Genomic DNA, 18,794 nt, shown 5'->3' with positions numbered 1-18,794 from the left:
GGGCCACTTTCGCGCCACTGGGGTCATCGCAATGGTCGTTTTCGACCGGCGGTGACCCTTCTTCAATTGTTCGAGCTGGCGAGTGGTCGTTTGGCCTGTCACGCATCGACAGTTGTTGAGCTAGCATGGTGGGATGGCCAATGAATTGAGGACGCCACGCATGTGTGAGCGACCGCGTCGCGGAGGTGGGCGGTGAGCGTTATCGCGCTGGCCTTGCTCGGCCAAATTGTCATGCAGGAGCCCGCTCCGGGTCTGAGCTTTGGCGAGGGGATCCCCAGTCACGAGCAGGTCTCGCTGCTCGCAACCTTCGAAGACGTGCTCCCGCGCGCTTGCGAGCCGCCACCGTGCACCGAAGATTGTCCCGACGATGCCCCCACAATTGCGCTGTTGATCAGTGGGAACACCCGCGACTACACGCTGCATTGGGAGGTGACCGCGCCCCAGCTCGACGCGCCGCTGATCGTCGATTCGCGCTGCGACCTATGCAGTCTGGCCGAGTTCGAGGATCAGTTCGCGAGCGATCTCCATGCACTGTGTGGGCGTCTGGACGCGCTCGAGACCGCTCCTGGGCGGCTTCAGATCAGCAGCGCGCCAGCGGACGCGCGGCTGCGGATCGACGGACGCAGGCCGGGTCGTCACCACCGGACGCCGTGGGTCGGCGAGCTGCCGAGCGGCGAGCACCGGATCGAGGTCTACGCGCCCGGCTACCATCGCCAAGAACGAACAGTCCAGATTGTCAGCCGCGTCAACGAGCACCAGCACTTCGAGCTGCTCCCGGCCGCCAAGCGACGCTCGACCGCGCCGGGGTGGGCGACCATGAGCCTGGGGCTCGTCATGGGCGTGGCTGGCTCGGTGTTGATCGCCCTCGACAACAAGCCATGGATGGGCAGGTGCTCAGAACGCAACATTGACGCATACGGCAATTGCAAGTTCGTGTACGATACTCTTCCTCTCGGCATAGGCCTCGCTACGGCCGGTGGCATCGCAACAGCGACCGGCGTTGGGTTGGTGGTATGGGCCCAGCGCGGCGAACCTGGCCAATCTGAGGGGGGCTTCGCCCTGCGGGGGCGATTTTGAGTCTCCTCGAGCATTGAGGATGGAGCGACATGGCAGCGATACACCCAGGCACTCACCGAACATCGCAGCTGAGCCACACTCAGCCCGATCGGATGTCGAGCACGGCAGAGACGGCCATCAGCCCCAACGATCGCCAGCCCAAGCTCGTCCCGGGCAGTGAGATCCCCGGGACCCGGTACCAGATCGTGAGATGGCTAGGGCAGGGCGGCATGGGCATGGTGTTCGAGGTCCAGCACCTCGACATCGAGCGGCACTATGCGGCCAAGCTGCTGCACCACAGCGAGAACCCCTCGCGGACCCGACACTTTCGGCAAGAGGCGCGGACGATCAGCCACATTGGATCGCCGTGGATCGTGGAGATCTTCGATTTTCAGGAGCTGAGCGACGGCCGACTCATGTACCTGATGGAGCTGGTCAATGGCGTGAGCCTGCACGCGGACCAGGTCGCACGGTCGGGCCGAGACGGCGCGTGTCCCTGTGATCCTGCCCGGCTGATCGGGCTCGCGCGACAGGTGTGCAAGGGCCTGCAGGCCGCCCACCAGGTCGGGTTCGTGCATCGCGACATCAAGCCCGAGAACATCATGATCACCGCCGATGCCCGCGGTCGCGAGCATGTGAAGATCGTCGACTTTGGCCTGGCCGCGCTGCTCGAGGGGCCCAAAGAGTCAAACGGAGCCGGGACCCCGGCCTATATGTCGCCCGAGCAGTGCAAGGGCCAAAACACCGACGCGCGGACCGACATCTACTCGCTCGGGATCACCCTGTACGAGCTCGCCACGGGCCGGCTGCCCTTCGCCCGGACCGACGCCGCGCGCCTGCGTGATGATCACCTGTTCGAGCAGCCCGTGCCGCCCTCGGAGCTCGTCGAAGGGTTCTTGCCGGTCGGCTTCGACGCGCTGATCCTCCGCTGCATGGCCAAGCAGTCGCGCGACCGCTACGCCAGCGCGGCCGAGCTCGAGGCCGCGTTGATCGAGCTCCAGCTCTCGCTTGGCCTGCGGACGGCGTGGGATGACCTGCCCGCGCCCGAGCTCCCTGGCGACGCGACGGCGCGGCTCGAGCGAGGGCTCGCCCAGCTGCGCAGCGAAGACCGGCGCTCGCAGAACCGACGGATCGTGCTCGCCGCTGCGCTGGTCGGGCTGGTCGGGCTCGGTGGCTTGGTTGGCTGGAAGCTCCACGCGAACGCGCGCGAGGTCGTGGTCACCGAGGTCGAGCGTGAGCTCGCCGCGCTGAGCGAGCGGGCCAGCGTCGCGGCTGCCCACGCGCGCTGGATCTACCCCGCCGTCGACGAGCCCGAGGCCGACACCGCGTACCGTGTGCTGATCGAGCTCGAGCGGCTCGACGCGCGTGGTAGCGAGCGGGCGCTCGACGTCGGCGAGCAGCTGCGCGAGGAGTTCTCCAGCACCTTAGTTGGGCTCGGCGACACCTACTGGGAGCGCCCCGGCGGCCGCGGTTTTGCCCGCGAGTTCTACGCGCAGGCCCTGGTGTTCGAGCCCGATCATCCCCGCGCGGGCGAGCGCGCGAGGCTCAGCTTGATCGCGCTGGCTGGGCTGCGGGACAAGGCCGCGGCTGGCGACTTCGCGAACTACGAGCTCGTCGCGGTCGCGCCGCTCGCGAGCTTGGCGCAACCTGATCCAGAGGCGCGCTACCGTGCGTTGGAGACCTTGAGCCACGCGGGACAGCTCCCCGCTCGCTCCGCGGCCGAGGTCGACGTGTTGCTCGAGGATCTGCGCGCCGAGTCGGAGGCCGACGAGGTCGCGGACTCGGACGACGAGCCGACCCGGGTGGCCCGCGGCCCGGTCCCCGGCCCGCGGCGCGACAAGCCGATCGCAGACGCACCGCGGCGCCGATCCGACGGCGGCAGCCTCGACAGCGTCGACTCCACCCTGTCGGAGGCCAAAGAGGCCTACGGCGCTGGCCAGCTCGAGCGGGCCGCGAGCCTGTATCACCGCATGCTCGAGCTCGACGCCCACAACATCACCGCGCTCGTTGGGCTGCACCGCATCAGCTACGATCGCGGCGAGTTTCGCGACGCCCTGCGCTACGCGGAGCAGGCCTCGCGGCTGCGACCCAAGCGCGCGGAGCTGCACCTGTTCATGGGGGACGCCTGCATGAAGGTCCTCGACTATGGGCGGGCCCGGAGGCACTACCAACGGGCCGAGCAGCTCGGTGACAAGCAAGCGCGGCACCGCCTGAGCTTCCTCGCCGATCTGCTCGGTCGAGCCAAGGGCTAGGCTAGCAGCCCGCCAGCCGTATCAGCTGAGGACTCGCTGGCGACGCACGCGTTGGTCCGGGTCCGCCGGGATCACCCTCGCGGTCTGGGCGGCCACGTTGGCGCGGATGACACCGGTCATCCGCTCCTCGATCTGCTCGCGGTCCACGAACAGCTCCCAGCATGGTTGGCCGTGGGCGTCGTCATGGCTCGCCTGGGTCGACAGCGCGTGGGCCCAGCGGAACCGATCCGCCGGTCGCGGGTGGCTATCGTTGGGTGAGGGCTCGGCGTTGACGTGGGCCTCGACGAGCTCGTCGATCCGGCCGGCCTCCGCGGGCAGCTGGGCCGGGGTATAGGCATAGAGATTGGGCAGACCGTGGCGAGCCTCGAGGACCTCGTTGATCGTCGCGTTGGCGTGGAGCTCGAAGCGAAGCTGGGCCGCGATCGCGTGACGTAGCCCGCGCTCGAAGCTGGAGGCCCCGCAGCAGCGCGCCGCCCAGCGATCCGCCAGGACCTCTTGCAGCCGCGACGCGCCCTGCGAGATCCGCAAGAACACCTTGTTGAAGCCGACGAGGAACAGCCACGCCGGGTTGTACCAGTCGGCCGCGCCGATCGACGTCGCGCAGCGCCGACGGGGCGCTGAGCACCAGGGCCAGCGACACCGCGTTCTCGGGGCGCTCGGCCAGCTCGTAGGCGGCGCGGCAGTCGGTGATCGCGAGCGAGTAGAGCTCTTGCTGAGTGTAGACCGAGCAGCGGCGGCGCAGCGCGTGGTCAAACCGCGGGTGGTTGTCGAGCACCGCGGCGTAGAGCTCGGCCGCGCGATCAAAGTCTCGTTCCTCGCGAGCCGCGGTGGCCTCGATCCACAGATCGCGGACGTCGGGCTCGAGCGCGGCGAGCTCGTCCAACATCTCGACCTCGAAGGCGGCGTGCGAGTCCCGGACGATCGGTGACGGGAGCTGCGCATGAGCGCGCGGCGGCGTCAGCCAGGCGAGCGCGAACACCAGCAGCGCGAGCGCGAGTCTATCCACGGGTCGATCCACCGCGCGAGGCTATCACGCGGCGACAAGCCGGTCGCCGGTCCAGCAGCCACCGCAGCCATGGCGTTGTCGGGGCGGACGGTTATGCTCCGCGCCGTGACGATCCTCAGCGCACGCGAAGTTCGCCGTACCTACGGCATCCACGAGGTCCTGCGCGGCGCGAGCATGTCGATCGACGAGGGGGAGCGGGTCGGTCTGGTCGGCCGCAACGGCTCGGGCAAGTCCACGCTCGCGCGGATCATCGCGAGCGCCGAGGAGCCCGACGCTGGCGAGGTCGTCCGCCGTGGCGGGCTGCGGGTCGGCTATCTCTCGCAGGAGCCCGAGTTCGCGGCGGGGCTGCGGGCCGTGGACGCCGTGCTCGCGGGGCTCGAGAGCTGGCAGCAGGCCGTCGATCGCCACGACGAGGTCTCGCGGCTGCTGTCCGGCGATCCGGGCCCGCGGCTCGACGCGCTGCTGCAAGAGCAGGCCGATCTGGCCAGCAAGATCGAGCGCCTCGGCGGCTGGGATCAGCGTCACGAGGCGCTCGCGCTGCTCGGCATGGTCGGCATCACCGAGCCCGAGGCCCTGGTCGATCGGATGAGCGGCGGCGAGCGGCGGCGGGTCGCGCTCGCGCGCTTGCTGGTCACCAACCCCGACCTGGCGATCCTCGACGAGCCGACCAACCACCTGGATCTCGAGACCATCGAGTGGCTCGAGGGCTGGCTGGCGAATCGGTTCAAGGGCGCGCTGATCCTCGTGACCCACGATCGCTACCTGCTCGATCGCCTGGTCACCCGCACGATCGAGGTCGAGCAGGGCGTCATTCACGTCTACCAGGGCGGCTGGGTCCGCTACCTCGAGGCCAAGGCCGAGCGCGAGGCCCACGCGGATCGTGTCGACTCCAACCGGCGCAACTTCTTGCGGCGCGAGCTCGAGTGGCTCAGCCGCAACCCCAAGGCCCGCAGCACCAAGCAAAAGGCCCGCGTCGATCGGGTCGAGGCCGTGCGCGATCAGGTCGGGCCCAAGCGCGAGGTCGCGGCCCGGATCGAGATCAGCGGCGAGCGGCTCGGACGCACGATCCTCGACGCCGAGGGCCTGGACGTGGAGATCGGCGAGCGCCGCCTGCTCGAGCACGTCGACCTGCAGCTGAGCAAGGGCGAGCGGCTGGGTATCGTCGGGCCCAACGGGTGCGGCAAGACTACATTATTGCGGGTGTTGACCGGCGACCTCGCGCCCGCGGCCGGTGAAGTGCGGATGGGTAAGCGGACCCAGATCGCGTTCTTGCAGCAGTCCCGCGGCGGCCTCGACGACGACAAGAGCGTGTTCGACAACGTCGGCGAGGGCAGCTCGCGGGTGGTGCTGGGCGACACCGAGCTCGATCTGCGCAGCTACCTCGAGCGCTTCTTGTTCGACACCCACGCCCAGCGCCAAAAGGTGGGCACGCTGTCGGGCGGCGAGCGGGCCCGGGTCGCGCTGGCCAAGACCCTGCGGACCGGGGCCAACCTGGTGATCCTCGACGAGCCGACCAACGACCTCGACGTCATGACCCTGACGGCGCTCGAGGACGCGCTCGGTGACTACCCGGGCGCCGTGCTCGTGGTCACCCATGATCGCTGGTTCCTCGACCGGGTCGCGACCGGGTTGCTGGTGTTCGAGGACCGGGCGCTGGTCCGGCATGCGGGCGGGTGGGCCGACTACGTCGAGCGCCGCAAGCTCAGCGCGCGGGACGAGCCCGCGCCCGCGCGGGTCCAGACCCAAGCTCAGCCCGCGCCCGAGCCCGAACCAGCCCAGCGCGCGCAGCCCAAGGCCAAGCTCACCTACGCCGAGGAGCTCGAGCTCGAGGGCCTGCTCGAGCGGGTCGACGAGGCCGAGCAGCAGGTCAGCTCGCTCGAGGCCGAGCTCGCGGGCGCCGACTTTTACGAGCGGCCCGTGGCCGCGCAGCAGGCGTTCTTCCCCAAGCTCGAGGCCGCGCGGGCCGAGGCCACGCGGCTGGCCGAGCGCTGGACGGAGCTCGCGGACCGTCGCTAGCAGGAGCTGTCGGTGGCCAGCAAGGACAGCATATTGATCGCGGCGATCGTCGCGTCACAGGTGGCGCCGCCGTTCATGTTCTCGGGGGTCGCGGTCGCGCTGCCGAGCATGGGCGTCGAGCTCGAGGCCGGCGCGACCACGCTGGGCCTGGTGGCGACGGTGTTCTTGGCCGGCAGCTTGGCGTTCTTGCTGCCGATCGGCCGGCTCGCCGACGCGACCGACAAGCGCACCATCTATAAGCTCGCGCTGCTCGGGTTTGCGATCGCCACCGCGCTGATCGGGTGGGTGTCGTGGATCCCGGGGATCTTGCTGCTGCGGCTGGTCCAGGGGGTGATGTCGGCCGCGATCGCGGCCACCGGCCCGGCGCTGGTGGCCGACATCGTCCCACCCGAGCGACGCGGCAAGGCCTACGGGGCGCTGCTCGGCGCCGTGTATGCCGGGCTGACGCTGGGTCCGGTCTGCGCGGGTCTGTTGATCCGCGTCGCGAGCTGGCGGGCGGTGTTCTTCGTCGGCGCCGCGCTGCTGATGCTCGCGTACCTGCTGGTCGCGCTGACCTTGCCGTCGCGCTGGCGTCGCTCGACCCAGCCCGCTCAGCTGCCCAGCTCCGCGCTGATCGTCGCCGCCGTCTCGTGCGTGGTGGCCGGGAGCGCGACGCTCCGCAGCGGGTCGCTCGGCATCGGCCTGCTGGCGGCCGGGATCCTGCTCTCGGTCCTGTTCGTGCTGGTCCAGCGTCGGCTCGACGATCCGCTGCTCGACGTGCGCGGCCTGGCCCGCCACCCGATCATGCGCGACGCGCTGCTCGTGCAGCTGCTGGTCTACATGAGCGCGTACTGCCTGGTGTTCATGCTCAGCATCTATACCCAGGTCTCGCTGGGGCAGACGGCGCAGACCTCCGGGCTGTTGCTCGCGCTGGCCTCCCTGCTGATGGCCGCGGCTGCGCCGATCGCTGGCGCGCTGTCGGATCGAGCGCCGCCGAGGGTGATCGCCAGCGTCGGCGTCGCGGCCGTGCTCGCGTGCACGCTCATGGCCACCCAGCTGGGGCCCGAGACCAGCCTGATCTACGTGGCGGGGATCGTCGTGATGCAGGGCCTGGGCTTCGGGCTGTTCGCCTCGCCCAACATGACGATCATCATGAACAGCGCGACCGCCCGCACGCTCGGGGTCGCGTCCGCGCTCTCGGCCAAGTCACGGGCGCTGGGCATGATCCTGGGCATGTTGGTCGGCGTGGTGTTGATCTCGGCCAAGCTCGGCGACGCGCCGGTCGAGGAGCACCCGCGTGAGTTCAATGAGGTCGTGGTCATCGCGTTCGCGGTGCTCTCGGGCGTGGGCACGCTCGCGCTGTTGATCTCGTTGTTCACGGGCAGGCGCGCGCCCGCCCAACCAACTAGCTGAGCATCTACGTATCTACAGGTCAGTCACGCAGCGCGAACACGGCCTCGGTCCGATACTTGGGCCCCTGCTGCGAGCGGATGCTCGAGTACAGGCGCAGGTGCTCGACGCGAAAGCTGGCCGAGGCGTACAGCGCGTGGTTGCGGACCCACTCGTTGACCTCGCGGCTGTCGGCGTCACGACCCATGCGCGCGACGGTCACGTGCGGCGTCCACTTTCGGCGGTCGCGCTCGACGCCGCACGCGTCGATGATCCGGGCGCAGCGCTGGTGCGCCAGCTCGAGCGGCTCGACCCCGCGCGTCACCCCGATCCACGCGGTCCGGGGTTGGCCGCGGGGAGGGAACACGCCCGCGCCGCCCAGCTGCAGCTCGAACGCCGGGGTCTCGACCTGGTCGAGCGCGGCGATCAGCCGCCGCGCCTCGCCGCCGTCGAGCTCCCCCAAGAAGTGCAGCGTCAGGTGCAGCTGCTCGACAGCTTGCCAGCGGGCCCCCCGAATCCCGCCAGCCATGAGCGACAGATCAAAGTCGACGTCGTCGGGGAGGTCGAGGCCGAGGAACAGTCGAGACATGGCTTCTCCGGTGCGTCAGCGTACCACTTTGACCCGACCAGAACCGACCGAAACTAGCGCTCGACAGGTTTTGCGCCAGGCCAGAACTGCCGTTTTGGCGGCGCACAAAATGATTGCGCAGCGCGTTCGAGTTGCGGCTATGTTCCGCGCCAGCAGGGACTTTCCCCATGACCATCAAGACCATCAAGACCATCTCGACTCTCGCTCTGACCTCTGTGTTCGCGCTTGGCACGATCGCCTGTGACAAGAAGGACGACGCCAAGAAGGACGACGCGAAGAAGACCGACGCAACGAAGGACGACGCGAAGAAGACCGACGACCCCCAGCTTGAAGAGGCCGTGCAGCCCGAGACCGCGCCCGAGATCGCGCCCGAGCCCGCGCCCGCGCCCACGGGTCCGCAGCCGAGCAACGACAAGGACTTCCTCGGCCTCGATCTTCAGCCGCTCGACGATGCGTGGCAGCCCGAGTGGGACGCCGACGCCAAGGTCGCCAAGTGGAGCAACGACGAGTTCTTCAGCGGCATCATCATCCGCGTGGTTGATGACAAGCTGACCAACATGGACGAGCTCAAGGCCGCCGCGCCCATGATGATGCAGGTCGGCACCGCGATCTCTTCGGTGACCAAGGACATGCAGACGACCGACCAGGGCTGGTGGACCGTCGTCAAGTACGACGACGACAAGGGCGAGGTCTACCTCAACATCGCCGACGTCAACGGCGTCACCGTGGTCTGCTCGGCCAACCTCGGCTCGAGCATGGGCGAGGCGATCCCCGAGGAGCTCGCTCATCGCGCCTGCTCGTCCTACAAAATCAAAGAATAGTCCGGCTCGTTTCGAGCTCCACGGCCGGCCCGTCGATGGCGCATCGCGCCTCGGCGGGCCGGCTGTCTTTGGTTTTGGATTCGAGATATAGCCTCGTGATGCGCATCCGCGTCGCGTTGCTGGGGCTCGTTGTTCTCGCTGGTGGGGCGTGCGGTGCGGGCTCGCCGTCGTCGTCGGCCACGCCGCCCGAGCCACCCCACGATGGGTCGACGGGCGCGACTGGACCGCGCTCGGTTCACGACGCGGGCGCGATCGCGGCCCACGAGCACGTCGGCACCGAGCTGCCGCAAGAGCTGATCGCCGAGCTGCGTCAGCAGGGCGACGACGCCAACGGTCGGCTGCTGACCCTGGCGCCCGGCTTTGTTGCGACCGCCGCGTGCAGCGACTGCGGTGCCCCGAGCTATCTGCGCTTCGTCGCGGTTCGCTGCGTGGATCCGCATCACTGCGAGGTCCTGACCGAGCAGTGTGAGGGCAAGGTCAGCCGCGAGGCCAGCGTGTACACGATCGACTTTCGTGCGGTCGAGGGCGGCGCCGACGGTGGCACCGAGGCGTGCGCTGGTTACTCGGGCACCTTTGAGCCCGTGTGAGCTCAGGGTTGCCCCCCGGTCGCCGAAACCCTTTGACGCCTGGTGTCAGGCTGGGTAAGCACGGGGCGCTCCGGTTCGCCCGCGCTGCGGGCGTCGCAAGAGGGAATCCGGTGAGAAACCGGGACTGCCCCCGCAGCGGTGAGTGGCGACGAACCCCGCAAGATGCACTGGCTCTCGAGCTGGGAAGCAGCGGCAACTAGGAAGACCCACGAGTCCGAAGACCTGCCGGAAGCCGCCATCTCATCTCGAGGTGGTGCCTTGCAACACATCCTCGAGGGGAGGATGAACGCAATGAGCCGGTACCAAGCGATCAGCACGACAGTCGAGCGACAGGGCAGGCGGCACGAGTGCCCCTGGTCTGTCGGTGTCGCTGTGCTCGCCGGCCTTCACCCGTGGCGGCGCGCTCCCGGTCCCCTCTGCAGCCGGGCCGCGCGTCGGCGAGAGACGAACAATATTCAGATGATCATCAATACCCGTACCACTGGTTCGTTTGGCAAGCTGACCTCGCTGAGCGCGTGCCTGCTCGTTGTCCTTTCTGCTTGCGAGTCGGGAGTCGCCGATGACGGCGCCGAGACCGGCGGAGCCGAGACCGGCGAGACCGGCGAGACCGGCGAGACCGGCGAGACCGGCGAGACCGGCGAGACCGGCGAAGAGATGTCGCTCGCGCTGATCGGCAGCTACACCGATGAGTTTGGCGACATGCACACGATCACCGCCGAACAATGGCAAAACGCCGCTGGCAGCTTTGCGATCACCGAGTGGGACAACGAGCAGCAGTGGCTGATCGCCCAGAACGCGGCGGCCAACATGTACTTCCCCGATCTGTGGAGCCGCTTCGACTGGGCCTGGGACAGCGAGGACCTCTACTACTGCCAGTCGGTCTACGACGGCGAGACCGCCGAGGACGCCCTGGCCGGCAGCGCCGACCCCAATGATCTCATGATGGGCTGCGGCGGATTCGCCTGGACTAAGCTTTTTTAGCACCCCCACAGAGGGTTTCGCACTTCGCCGACTGCAGCCGCTGGCGCGTCTGGTCGCTTCGCTCCTCGCGACTAGAAGCCGGCGGGGATCTGGCCGTGGAGGCAGGTGATCGTGTTTGGCTCGCGTCGCGTCGACCACTTGGCGCTGCGTGGGTCGTCGGGGGTGCCCTCGATCAAGCCTTCTTCCGCGGACCAGCTCGGCCGTTGACCGGGACCTAGCGAGTGGAGGCCGCTCTGGTAGGGGCCGATCACGTAGGTGTGGCCGGCGGCGCGGCAATTGAAAAAGCTCGTCCAGGCGCGCGCGAACTCGTGACCCGAGTGAGCGCCAAAGGTCTCGCAGGTGCGAAACCACCACAGCGGCTGCTCGACCCTGCGCATGCGCTCGCGGATCGCCGCGAGCGCGTCGTGGTGGGGGTGGTCAGGGTCGAGCGACTCGATGTCGAGGCTCGAACGATCGATCTTGGCGCAGCCCCACTTGCCGTGACCCCAAAACTGGATCTCGCCGATCCGCTCGGACCCGCGGTGGTCCGCGAGCCAAGCCAGGGCGCTGCCCCAGTCCGAGAACCCGCGTCGGTCGTCGAGCCGACCGAGGCCCCGGTACAGCAGTCCACCGAGCTGCCATGAGTGGGTCAGCCCGGGCCAGGGCGCGCCCTCGAGCAGCTGCCCCGCGCGGCGCATGACGCGGTCCCCGACCCAGCGATCCCGCCCACTGGCCCCAGGCTTGGGAAAATCGCCCGTGCAGGTGTCGTCGTAGATCATCAAGCGCAGCGGCCGACTCATTCGCGCAAGCATAGCCCGAAGATGCCCCATTCCGATCCACCCGAGCGCGTGCTCGCGTTCATGACCGCCGCGCTCGGGTGCCCGCGGCCGGTGAGCTCGGCGCAGCTGCGGGCGCTCGATCCTCGTGGCCGGGTGTTCGCGGCCGACGTCGAGGCTGCGTCCGGCGACGCGCTGGGGATCGTGGTCAAGCGCTTCGACTCGGCCCGGCTGTTCGAGCAAGCGCGCCGCGCCCTCGCGCAGTGGTTGGGTGCCCGTGGCGAGCTCGGCGGCGCGCGGGTGCCCGTGTTGCTGGCCGCCGACGCGTCGCTGCGGACGATCATCACCACCCGCGTGGCGGGCGAGCCCGGACCCCCGGCGCTCGCTGAGGTCCACCGCGCCGCCGGCCGCTGCTTGGCAGCCCTCCATCGGCTGCCGATCGCAGACGACGATCCCATGCCGCTCGCGGACGCGCTGGCGCAGCGCCACCGGGCCTGGTCCCGCGCCTGCGCTGACGCGCTCGACCCAGGTGAGCAGCAGGTCGTTCGAGACCTGGCCCCGAGCGCGGCGCTGTTCGACGACGCCCAGCGCGTCCCCTGTCATCGCGACTTCACCCCCGACAACTGGTTGTGGGACGGCCGCACCCTCGCCCTCGTCGATTTCGAGCACGCGCGCCACGACCTGGCCTTGGTGGATCTCGCCAAGCTCGTGGCCGACAGCTGGGCGACCGATCCCGCGCTCGAGCTCGCGTTCTTCGAGGGCTATGGTCGCCCGCTGTCCGCTCGGGAGTGCACCCAGCTGCGCAGCGCGCTCATGCTCCATGGCGTCGCCAGCTTGGCCTGGGGTCTGCGGCACGGCGACCCCAGCTTTGTCGCGCTCGGTCGCCGGGTCCTGGCGCGGGCCGGGGCTTGGTCGCCGGCCGGACCCTGAGCCGTCGATCTGAAGCTTGTAGTTTTCGCGCGCGACTCCCTATCATGGTGGCGGTGTCGACTCGTCGCGCTTCGTGGCGGGCACCGGGAGAGCTTGAACATGATCCGTATCCAGCGCTTATCCGTAGTCTTGGCTCTGCTTCCCATTGCTTGCGGCGACAGCAGCAGCGGGGACGCAGAGACGAAGGGTGTGTCCGGTGGCGAGACCGCGACCGGAGACGGCGATGGCGACAGCGCCGAGGGAAACACGGCGACCATGTCTGGCGACGGCGACGGCGACGGCGATGGTGACGGCGACGGCGACGGGGACGGCGATGGCGACGGAGATCCTGGCGACGGCGATGGTGATGGAGACGGAGACGGAGACGGAGACGGCGACACCAGCGGGGACGGAGACGGCGACACCGGGGACGGAGACGGCGACACCGGGGACGGAGACGGAGACGGCGACACCAGCGGGGACGGCGATGGCGACACCCAGGACGCCTGCGACGAATTCCAGGTCACCGTCGATCCCGTCGCCCCCAACGTCATGCTGGTGCTCGACAAGTCGCGCAGCATGTTCACGAACTCCTGGGATCACGACAACAACAACGGCACCCCGCAGATCACCCGCTGGAACAGCCTGTACCAGGTCGTCTCCAACATCACGGGCAGCTTCGACACCAAGATCAATTTCGGCGCCAACCTGTTCCCGTCGGCCCAGGCCCAGAACGTGTACGGCCCGGCCGCGTGCATCACCTCGGACTTCCCCGAGGTCACGGTCTCGACCGCCAACGGCCCGACGATCCTCGCGGCCATCCCGGGGGCGAACGTGGTCAACTCTTACGGGGGCACGCCCGCGACGCTCGGCATCGAGACCGCCTACGCGCACCTGAGCAGCCTCGATCCGCAGATCCCGAGGGCGATGATCCTGGTCACCGACGGCGCCGCGAACTGCAACGAGAATGCCCAGAACAACCAGGAGCTGTTCGAGGTCTACGACAGCGCGCTGCCGACGTTGGTGGGTCAGGCGTTCGACAACGACGACATCCCCACCTACGTGGTCGGCATCGACATCGCCAACATGATCATCAACGACGGGGTCGGCGGCGATCCGAACAACATCAACCCCACCACCGTGCTCAACGCGGTCGCCCAAGAAGGTGGGACCGTCAGCTTCTTCAACTCTCAGGATCAGGCCCAGCTCGAAGCCGCGCTCACCGGGGTGATCGACAGCGTCAAGACCTGCACGATCCCGCTCGAGGAGCCGCCCTTCTTCCCCGAGTTCACCAAGGTGTTCGTCGACGGCATGGAGTGGGACATGGTCAACAACTGCAACAACGAGGACGGCTGGGTCTATACCAACCCCAACGGCCCCTACGACGCGATCGAGCTGTGTGGTGCTGCGTGTGACGCCGTGAAGATGGTTGGTGAGGCCGACGTGGAGTACCACTGCAACCCGGGCTGAGCTGCGTATCGGTAGTTTCTGTGGGCGTCCATCCATGAACGACGTGGATGGGCGCCCACCATGTGCGTTAAGCGCGTAAAGCTCCTGGGTCAATCGTAGGTAAAGGAACGAGAAAAACCGCCGTTCCTGTTGGATGCCGAGGGGGGTCCCCGTATAGACTCCGAGGGCCGATCCAGGGTGGGTCGACAAACCCAGGGGGTCCTCTTGAATTTGCGCAAGCCTCTCGCTCTGAACGCCGTCCGCTGCCTGAGCGCGCTGTCGCTCTTCGTCGCTGCACCGGGGTGCAAGGGCGACGACGATCCGATGGCGGACGATGACACCTCGGCTGGCACCGAGGGCGGTGGCGAGTCCGGTGACGAGACAGGTGGCGACGATTACACGCCTCCGCCTGGTGGAATGCGTCGCCTGCTCGACTACCAGTACATCAACACGATCGCGTACATGTTCGGGCCGCAGGCCGGCGCCGTCGCGATCCCACCCGCGGATCAGTCGCTGTACGGCTACACCGCGATCGGCAACTCGCTGATCTCGCCCAGCCTCGATCTGGTCGAGACCTACGAGGCCTCGGCGCTGCAGATCGCCGACGCTGCGATCGCCAACCCCAACACGCTCGCCGGGATCGTCCCGTGCGTGAAGGACTCGCCCGATCAAGCCTGCTACACCACCGTCGCGCAGACGCTCGGCCACCTCGCGTGGCGACGTCCGCTGACCGACGACGAGGTCGCGCGGATCGTCGAGATCGCGCTCGAGGCCCAGGTCTGGGGCGGCGGGGACTTCAACGCCGGGCTCAAGTACGAGCTGGTCCGCATCCTGCTCTCGCCCGACTTCATCTATGTGGTCGAGACCGGCGAGCAAGATCCCAGTGAGCCCGAAGAGTACTGGCTGACCGGCCCCGAGGTCGTCACCCGTCTGTCGCTGCTGCTGATCGGGCGCGCGCCCTCGCTGACGCTGCTGAAGTCGGCCGAGGCTGGCAACTACGACAGCGTCGAGTCGGTCGAGACCCTGGCCCGCGCGATGCTCAACGACGAGCGCGCGCCCGAGGCCGTGTCCGAGTTCTTCGCCGAGTACCTCGCGCTCGAGGAGATCTCCGCCAAGAACCCAGCCTCGTTCCCGCTCTACAGCGACGCCCTGGTCGACTCGATGGTCGAGGAGACCGAGCTGCTGCTGCGCGACGTGATCTGGACCCAGGACACCGACTTCCGCGACTTCATCGAGGCCGACTACACCTTCGTCGACGAGCGGCTCGCCGAGCTCTACGGTCTGCCCGCGCCCGACAACGCCTGGGATCAGGTCATGCTGCCGGCCGAGCAAGCCCGCGCCGGGTTCCTGTCCCACGCCAGCGTGCTCGCTCGCAACTCGCACTACGACGGCAACTCCACCACCCGCCGCGGCCTCTACATTCAGCAGCGGTTCTTGTGCTACGCGATCCCGCCGCCGCCGCCCGACGTCAACCCGAACCTACCCGATCCGCCCGCAAACACGCAGATGACCCTGCGTGAGCTGATGGAGACCGTGCACCTCGAGGTCGACTCGTGCGCGGTGTGTCACACCCACATGGATCCGCTCGGCTTCACGCTCGAGAACTACGATCCGCTCGGAGCCTGGCGCACCCACGAGCCCAACGGCCTCCCGGTCGATCCCGTCACCGAGTACGCCGATTTCGGACAGATCGGCAGCGCCGCCGATCTCGCCGCCAGCGTGGCCATGGACCCGCGCCTGGGCCAGTGCATTGTCAACAACATGATCCGCTTTGGTCGCGGCAGCCTCGAGAACCCGACCCGAGAGAGCGCCGAGCTGCAGGAGCTCTACGCATCGTTCGAGACCGCAAACTACCGCTTTCAAGAGCTGCTGATCGCGTTCGTGACCAGCGAGTTGTTCTTGCAGGTCGGGGAGCCCAAGTAGGAAGGACCCACGCCATGCGCAAGCACCTCAAACGTCGCACATTCCTTCGTGGAGCCCTCGGTGGCGGGATCGCCAGCATCGCCCTGCCGGCCCTCGACGCCATGATGAACCTCGAGCAGACCGCGTTCGCCGACGGCAGCTCGCAGCCGCGCCGCTACATCTCGTGGTTTAGGGGCAACGGCTTCATGCTCGATCGCTTCGAGCCCATTGGGGTCGGCCCCGACTGGCAGCTCAACGATCACATGCAGCCCCTGGCCGCGCTCAAGGACTATCTCAACGTCGTCACGGGCACCACCAACCGCGCCAAGGATCAGATCACCCACCACGAGGGCATGACGGTCTTCAGCGGCTACAGCTTCGCCGACAAGGGCCAGGGACAGGGCTTCTTCTCGAACGCTGGCGGCCCCACGCTCGACGCCGTGATCTCCGAAGTGCTCGCCGGTCAGACCCCGATCCCCGGCGTGCACCTGGGCGCCTCCAAGGCCCAGAGCCCCGCCGACGAGGGCACCACGATGCACAACCTCTCGCATCGTGGTCATCTGCAGCCCAACCCGGCCATCACCAACCCCAGCGCGGCCTGGCAGGCTCTGTTTGGCAGCTTCGTCCAGCCCAAGGACGACCGCGAGCTGCGGCTGCACATCCTCGACTCCGTCAAGGGCGAGGTCTCCACCTTGCAGTCCAAGCTGGGCACCGAAGACAACGTCCGGCTCGAGGCCCACCTCGACAGCATCGCCGCGCTCGAGGCCAAGCTCAGCGCCGCCGCCCCGGTCTGCGATCTGCCCAACGACCCGATGTTCACCAACGACGAGTCGATCAACAACGAGCAGCTGACCCTGGTCAACGAGCTCATGAGCGACCTGATCTGCTACGCGTTCAACTGTGATCTGACCCGCGTGGCCACCATGCTGTTCCTCGAGGGCGCCGCCGAGCCGACCCTGAACGAGATCGTCGGCAGCAACAGCTCGTGGCACGAGTACAGCCACAACGTCCAGAGCTGGGCGCTCGGGGCCCCGTTCGACAACGGGCAGATCTACATGATGGAGCGCTTCGCGTACTTGCTGACCAAGATGCGCGACACCATGGAGCTCGACGGCACCAACTTGCTCGACAACTCCATGGTGCTCATGAGCAGCGACGCCTCGGACGGCTCGGTCCACTCGATCCGCCGCCACCCCATGCTCGTCGCCGGCCACGGCGGCGGTCACCTCAAGTACCCCGGCGTCCACTACCAGCCCGAGGCCCTGTCGGGGAACTACAGCTACGGCAGCCACCCCGGCCCGACCAGCGGCAACACCTCCGACGTCCTGCTGGCGATCCTGCAGGGCTTCGATCGCAACGCCAGCTGGGTCGGCGAGCAGCTCAACGGTCAGGGCGAGGGCGCCGGCTCCGGCACGCCGCTGGCCGACATCATGGCCTGATCAGCAGCTCGGCCAGCCGCTGGATCGACAGCGGCGAGCAGCCCTCTGCCTTGTTGTTGACGATCATGAACGCCGGCTTGCTGCTGCTCACGATCATCTTGGCGTAGGCCTGGCGCACGCTCGGGTGCTCGTCGACGAGCTGATCGAAGGGCGCGTAGGCCTGCCGCGCGGACTCGTAGTTGTGCTGGCGCGCCAGCATCCAGCGCATCACCAACGCCGGGCGATCGCTGCCGCCGCTGACCTCCCACTGCTTGTGGACATCCGGCATGCCCGGGAGTTCGGCCACACAGTGAGTCGCGCCCACCCGCTCGAGCGCGCTGACATAGCGCGGCGTCAGTAGGTCCGCGTTGCGGATCTCGACCGCGTACTGCGGCCCCTTCGGCAGCGCCGCCAGGAAGTCGCCGAGCCGATGCGCGAAGCTCTTGGGCCCGCCCGGCACGCTCTGGGCCGGGAACTGAAACAGTAGGACCCCGCCGTGACGTCCCAGCCCCTGCATGAACGGCTCGACCACCACCTCGGTCGCGTACTTCGGCTCGAGGAACAGCTCGTTGCGCTGACCCGCGCGGCCGCGGTGCCACGAGCGCTCCGAGAACTTGACCGTCGTGCACTCCGCGTGGGCCTTGACCAGCAGCCGGAAGTCGTCCGGTAGGTCGTGGGTCAGGGCCGCGAGCTGGTCCGTGCGCATGGGCGCGTAGTACGTGCGGTCGAGCCCCACCGTGCGAAACAGCGGGTGGCGTGCGTAGGTGGCGAGACCCTGCTTGGCGATCACGCGCTGGCTGGCCGCGCGATCCCAGACCAGATCCGTCCAGCCCGCGAAGCTCCACGACGACGTGCCCATGCGCAGGTGCGGCGGCAGCTGCCGGCCCAGCTCGTGGACCTGCGCGGGCAGCTCGGCGAGCCCGAGCTTCGACCGGCCGATGCTCCCGGCCTCGCGGGCACCGAACATCTCCAGCTGGTCGGGCACGTGGGGAGGATAGCGTCTTTGCGCCGGCTTCGATCGGCGCTCAGGGCACCGGTAAAATTTCCGCGGAGGTGTGGTCGTGCACGATCTGCCAGCTGGCACCGCGTTTCTCGAGGATCACCGAGAACACGCCCGCGCCTGCTTCTGGCGTGTCGGTGAGGGCCCAGCGGCCGAGCACGATCGCCGCGTCCGCGCACTGGCCGAGCGCGCGGACGTCGAGGATCTCGAACGCCAGCGTGCCCATGGTCTCGGGTGCGTCGCCGTAGCGGGCCCGGTACTTGTCGCGGGTTTCTTCGAAGCCCTGGCGGATGCTTGCGCCCGAGGTGAAGAGTAGGGCTTCGGAGGGTTCGTAGCCGGCCAGGAAGCCGTCGAGGTCGCCCTGGTTCCACGCCGCTCGCTGGGTCTCGAGTACTGCGACGACCGCGGCCTCGTCGTACGCGCCGGGGCAGGGAGGCGGCGTGGTCGGGGTGGGGGACGGCGCGCAGGCGGGCGCGAGCAGCAGGCTGGCCGCGGTCAGGCTTGCGTGTATGATGCGGCCGCTCATGAGCAACAAGGTGCCAGAGAACACGCGGCTGCGCGCGCGCGAGCTGTTCTTCATCTTGCTTGGCGTCGCGACGGGAGCTGCGCTGGCTGTGTTGTGGTTTCGGCTCGTGCCCGAGCTGATGGCGCACAAGGGGCTGGGGGTGGACTCGCTCAGCGGGGT

17 protein-coding genes and 1 riboswitch are annotated in these 18,794 nt (G+C 68.3%); of the genes, 12 read left to right on the top strand and 5 right to left on the bottom strand.

The window, feature by feature from the left end; all coding sequences use genetic code 11:
• Window positions 1-192: 192 nt before the first annotated feature.
• Complete coding sequence (locus tag ENSA7_RS39250; protein ID WP_146158668.1) at window positions 193-1,077, top strand: PEGA domain-containing protein; 885 nt, start codon at window positions 193-195, stop codon at window positions 1,075-1,077.
• Window positions 1,078-1,169: 92 nt separating this feature from the next.
• Window positions 1,170-3,308 carry a serine/threonine-protein kinase gene (locus ENSA7_RS39245; protein ID WP_181234555.1) on the top strand — a complete coding sequence of 713 codons (2,139 nt, stop codon included), beginning with the start codon at window positions 1,170-1,172 and terminating at the stop codon, window positions 3,306-3,308.
• A 21-nt stretch (window positions 3,309-3,329) separates the two neighbouring features.
• Here the strand turns inward: ENSA7_RS39245 and ENSA7_RS39240 are convergent, their stop codons facing one another.
• The gene (locus ENSA7_RS39240; protein WP_106094569.1) at window positions 3,330-3,842 is read right to left on the bottom strand and encodes a hypothetical protein; all 513 of its coding nucleotides are present in this window, start codon (window positions 3,840-3,842) and stop codon (window positions 3,330-3,332) included.
• 4 nt (window positions 3,843-3,846) lie between these two features.
• Here ENSA7_RS39240 and ENSA7_RS39235 point away from each other — a divergent pair, with 4 nt between their 5' ends.
• From ENSA7_RS39235 to ENSA7_RS39225, 3 genes are all read left to right on the top strand, one after another.
• Entirely contained in the window at window positions 3,847-4,236 is a 390-nt protein-coding gene (locus ENSA7_RS39235; protein ID WP_146158667.1) for a hypothetical protein, read from the top strand.
• Window positions 4,237-4,419: 183 nt separating this feature from the next.
• Window positions 4,420-6,330: an ABC-F family ATP-binding cassette domain-containing protein gene (locus tag ENSA7_RS39230; protein ID WP_106094643.1), complete on the top strand. Its 1,911-nt coding sequence runs from the start codon at window positions 4,420-4,422 to the stop codon at window positions 6,328-6,330.
• A gap of 12 nt (window positions 6,331-6,342) precedes the next feature.
• Complete coding sequence (locus ENSA7_RS39225; RefSeq protein ID WP_106094567.1) at window positions 6,343-7,722, top strand: MFS transporter; 1,380 nt, start codon at window positions 6,343-6,345, stop codon at window positions 7,720-7,722.
• A 19-nt stretch (window positions 7,723-7,741) separates the two neighbouring features.
• Here ENSA7_RS39225 and thpR read toward each other — a convergent pair whose 3' ends face one another.
• Entirely contained in the window at window positions 7,742-8,287 is a 546-nt protein-coding gene (gene thpR / locus ENSA7_RS39220; RefSeq protein ID WP_106094566.1) for an RNA 2',3'-cyclic phosphodiesterase, read from the bottom strand.
• A 167-nt stretch (window positions 8,288-8,454) separates the two neighbouring features.
• Between thpR and ENSA7_RS39215 the strand changes: the two genes are divergently transcribed.
• The 3 genes from ENSA7_RS39215 to ENSA7_RS44715 all read left to right on the top strand — a co-directional run bounded on the left by ENSA7_RS39215 (window position 8,455) and on the right by ENSA7_RS44715 (window position 10,676).
• On the top strand, window positions 8,455-9,108 hold the full coding sequence (locus tag ENSA7_RS39215; protein ID WP_106094565.1) for a hypothetical protein: 654 nt from the start codon (window positions 8,455-8,457) through the stop codon (window positions 9,106-9,108).
• 98 nt (window positions 9,109-9,206) lie between these two features.
• Window positions 9,207-9,695 carry a hypothetical protein gene (locus ENSA7_RS39210; RefSeq protein WP_106094564.1) on the top strand — a complete coding sequence of 163 codons (489 nt, stop codon included), beginning with the start codon at window positions 9,207-9,209 and terminating at the stop codon, window positions 9,693-9,695.
• Between the two features lie 54 nt (window positions 9,696-9,749).
• Window positions 9,750-9,939, top strand: a riboswitch (cobalamin riboswitch).
• 215 nt (window positions 9,940-10,154) lie between these two features.
• A complete protein-coding gene (locus ENSA7_RS44715) occupies window positions 10,155-10,676 on the top strand; it encodes a hypothetical protein (protein WP_181234554.1) in 522 nt (173 codons plus the stop codon).
• A gap of 71 nt (window positions 10,677-10,747) precedes the next feature.
• Here the strand turns inward: ENSA7_RS44715 and ENSA7_RS39200 are convergent, their stop codons facing one another.
• Window positions 10,748-11,455: a hypothetical protein gene (locus tag ENSA7_RS39200; RefSeq protein ID WP_244924059.1), complete on the bottom strand. Its 708-nt coding sequence runs from the start codon at window positions 11,453-11,455 to the stop codon at window positions 10,748-10,750.
• Between the two features lie 21 nt (window positions 11,456-11,476).
• Here ENSA7_RS39200 and ENSA7_RS39195 point away from each other — a divergent pair, with 21 nt between their 5' ends.
• The 4 genes from ENSA7_RS39195 to ENSA7_RS39180 all read left to right on the top strand — a co-directional run bounded on the left by ENSA7_RS39195 (window position 11,477) and on the right by ENSA7_RS39180 (window position 17,130).
• Window positions 11,477-12,361, top strand: a complete 885-nt coding sequence (locus tag ENSA7_RS39195; RefSeq protein ID WP_106094563.1) for a phosphotransferase enzyme family protein — start codon at window positions 11,477-11,479, stop codon at window positions 12,359-12,361.
• 129 nt (window positions 12,362-12,490) lie between these two features.
• A complete protein-coding gene (locus ENSA7_RS39190; protein WP_181234553.1) occupies window positions 12,491-13,810 on the top strand; it encodes a vWA domain-containing protein in 1,320 nt (439 codons plus the stop codon).
• A 303-nt stretch (window positions 13,811-14,113) separates the two neighbouring features.
• The gene (locus ENSA7_RS39185) at window positions 14,114-15,712 is read left to right on the top strand and encodes a DUF1592 domain-containing protein (RefSeq protein WP_146158665.1); all 1,599 of its coding nucleotides are present in this window, start codon (window positions 14,114-14,116) and stop codon (window positions 15,710-15,712) included.
• 14 nt (window positions 15,713-15,726) lie between these two features.
• The gene (locus tag ENSA7_RS39180) at window positions 15,727-17,130 is read left to right on the top strand and encodes a DUF1552 domain-containing protein (protein ID WP_106094560.1); all 1,404 of its coding nucleotides are present in this window, start codon (window positions 15,727-15,729) and stop codon (window positions 17,128-17,130) included.
• Here ENSA7_RS39180 and ENSA7_RS39175 read toward each other — a convergent pair.
• Both ENSA7_RS39175 and ENSA7_RS39170 read right to left on the bottom strand, forming a co-directional pair.
• On the bottom strand, window positions 17,120-18,094 hold the full coding sequence (locus ENSA7_RS39175; protein WP_106094559.1) for a DUF72 domain-containing protein: 975 nt from the start codon (window positions 18,092-18,094) through the stop codon (window positions 17,120-17,122). The two genes, ENSA7_RS39180 and ENSA7_RS39175, sit on opposite strands and share 11 nt — an antisense overlap.
• Before the next feature lie 40 nt (window positions 18,095-18,134).
• On the bottom strand, window positions 18,135-18,635 hold the full coding sequence (locus tag ENSA7_RS39170; protein ID WP_181234552.1) for a YybH family protein: 501 nt from the start codon (window positions 18,633-18,635) through the stop codon (window positions 18,135-18,137).
• Window positions 18,636-18,794: the final 159 nt, after the last annotated feature.

Source organism: Enhygromyxa salina (assembly GCF_002994635.1).
GTDB lineage: Bacteria > Myxococcota_A > Polyangia > Nannocystales > Nannocystaceae > Plesiocystis > Plesiocystis salina_B.
This window is presented reverse-complemented; position numbering and strand designations above follow the sequence as displayed.

What these genes read in the sequence shown, in the direction of transcription:
- ENSA7_RS39245 (WP_181234555.1), top strand. Translation starts at nt 1,170, where the DNA reads ATGTCGAGCACGGCAGAGACGGCCATCAGCCCCAACGATCGCCAGCCC.
- thpR (WP_106094566.1), bottom strand. Translation starts at nt 8,287, where the DNA reads ATGTCTCGACTGTTCCTCGGCCTCGACCTCCCCGACGACGTCGACTTT.
- ENSA7_RS39215 (WP_106094565.1), top strand. Translation starts at nt 8,455, where the DNA reads ATGACCATCAAGACCATCAAGACCATCTCGACTCTCGCTCTGACCTCT.
- ENSA7_RS39210 (WP_106094564.1), top strand. Translation starts at nt 9,207, where the DNA reads ATGCGCATCCGCGTCGCGTTGCTGGGGCTCGTTGTTCTCGCTGGTGGG.
- ENSA7_RS44715 (WP_181234554.1), top strand. Translation starts at nt 10,155, where the DNA reads ATGATCATCAATACCCGTACCACTGGTTCGTTTGGCAAGCTGACCTCG.
- ENSA7_RS39200 (WP_244924059.1), bottom strand. Translation starts at nt 11,455, where the DNA reads ATGAGTCGGCCGCTGCGCTTGATGATCTACGACGACACCTGCACGGGC.
- ENSA7_RS39195 (WP_106094563.1), top strand. Translation starts at nt 11,477, where the DNA reads ATGCCCCATTCCGATCCACCCGAGCGCGTGCTCGCGTTCATGACCGCC.
- ENSA7_RS39185 (WP_146158665.1), top strand. Translation starts at nt 14,114, where the DNA reads ATGGCGGACGATGACACCTCGGCTGGCACCGAGGGCGGTGGCGAGTCC.
- ENSA7_RS39180 (WP_106094560.1), top strand. Translation starts at nt 15,727, where the DNA reads ATGCGCAAGCACCTCAAACGTCGCACATTCCTTCGTGGAGCCCTCGGT.
- ENSA7_RS39170 (WP_181234552.1), bottom strand. Translation starts at nt 18,635, where the DNA reads ATGAGCGGCCGCATCATACACGCAAGCCTGACCGCGGCCAGCCTGCTG.